Raw genomic sequence first — 1,506 nt, forward strand, 5'->3', positions numbered from 1 at the left:
GGCTCTTGAAACCAGTTTAACTATTTTCTCGTGGCACGTCATCTTAGAACTCTAGTTTTTCCAAAGGTCTGAGTATGGGAGACATTACCTCCCTGAAATGAGTGGAGTAGCACCAATCCCTTCAACTGATGCCTTTTGAGTACTTTGCACCTGCTGGACTCTTGACTGCTGGGTCGAGTACAGTATAGGATCGACATACGCGGGGATGCAGTCAAATACCGCTATGAAGTACACCTCGTCCACATAGAGCCAGCTCCTATAATACTGATCGCTGTAGGTGTGCAGAAGGAATTTCAGCGTGGCGGTGCTCCCGGCTAGCCCGCTGAATATCGTACTGTTCCTCTGCCACCCAGTGTCCTTAAACGGGCCATACTTGCCTCCAGGGTTGGGGTTGTACTGCTGCTTGAAGTAGTATGTGGTGGCACCCTTCGAGAGAACAAGGTTTATGTAGTCGTAGTTAGCGCTGTCCCAGGTCAAGAACCTCCACCAGAAGGTCACGTTGACAAATCGAACCTCGACGCCATCTATAGAGCTCGGCACGTTTACGGCTATCTGAAGGTAGTCGTCCCTAGCCTCACTAGGCTCGCATGTGACCTGGTCTCTGAAACCTATCCATGCGAGCCAGCTACCAGCAACAGGTCTGGTGGTATCCGTTATTGTCTGAGGCACAGGATAAACGTCGTCAAACCAGCACCTTTCAGTAACCTTTACGTTTTTTATTTTTTGCTCCGCATATGCGTAGTCTGTGTACTGCCATCCCGTTAGTGTTCCGGATTCGAAGCCGTCATAGAATATTACAACGCGTGGTGGACTTGAGGGGGTCTTGAAGATCCACACAATTTTCTGGCTAACACGCGCATTACTATAGTTGTACAAGAGCCACGTCTCGAGCCTGGCAACCTCTACGCCCAGGGGTGCGCCTGAACCTATGAGCACGCGTAAACCGGCAGAAGAGGGGAGACTCACGGGCGGCCCAGAGCTCTGGCTAATACTGCCACTGGTCACTCTGACCTGAAGGACTCCGGCGATGCTGATGTCCGTTGAGAGCTGAGAGAGGTAGGGACCTGAGATTGATACCGCTTTCAGGATTGCTGGAACAGTATTAGTGGAGGATAGAATGAGTACCGGGTTAAATGTCGTCCAGTGGCACCTTGGAACAATAACTTCTACATAAGTAACGTTGTATCCATCCTCAACTCTGTAGTAGACTGAAGCCTTCTTAACCCCATAGCTAGGATTCCCGAGATCAGTCCCAGCCAGCTTCTTTACCGGCGGGGTACTTCCTAATATCTTCCATGCTGTGATATTCCAGAAAACGATGGCCCCGCTGGCGAAGACGGCTAGCATTAAGCCCAGCAAAACATATGTGATCATTTTTCTCCTATTTGTCTTTGCGATCATATTAGACACCCGGGAAGCTTGAAATTCTGACCCTGAACATCTTAACCTCACCTAGGGCTGTCCAGTTGAATAATAGTGTGAAGTGGCCGTAACGCGCTCCAGGCG

1 protein-coding gene is annotated in these 1,506 nt (G+C 50.0%); it reads right to left on the reverse strand.

Features of this window, described 5'->3' with window-relative positions; translation table 11 throughout:
- Nucleotides 1-84 precede the first annotated feature (84 nt).
- The gene (locus tag ACP5KC_RS10645; protein ID WP_428287582.1) at nucleotides 85-1,401 is read right to left on the reverse strand and encodes a hypothetical protein; all 1,317 of its coding nucleotides are present in this window, start codon (nucleotides 1,399-1,401) and stop codon (nucleotides 85-87) included.
- Between the last annotated feature and the right edge of the window lie 105 nt (nucleotides 1,402-1,506).

This window comes from Infirmifilum sp. (assembly GCF_049970975.1).
Taxonomy (GTDB): Archaea; Thermoproteota; Thermoprotei; order Thermofilales; family Thermofilaceae; genus Thermofilum; species Thermofilum uzonense.

Excerpts from the sequence above, each read along its gene's own strand:
- ACP5KC_RS10645 (WP_428287582.1), bottom strand. The coding sequence starts at position 1,401 with ATGATCGCAAAGACAAATAGGAGAAAAATGATCACATATGTTTTGCTG.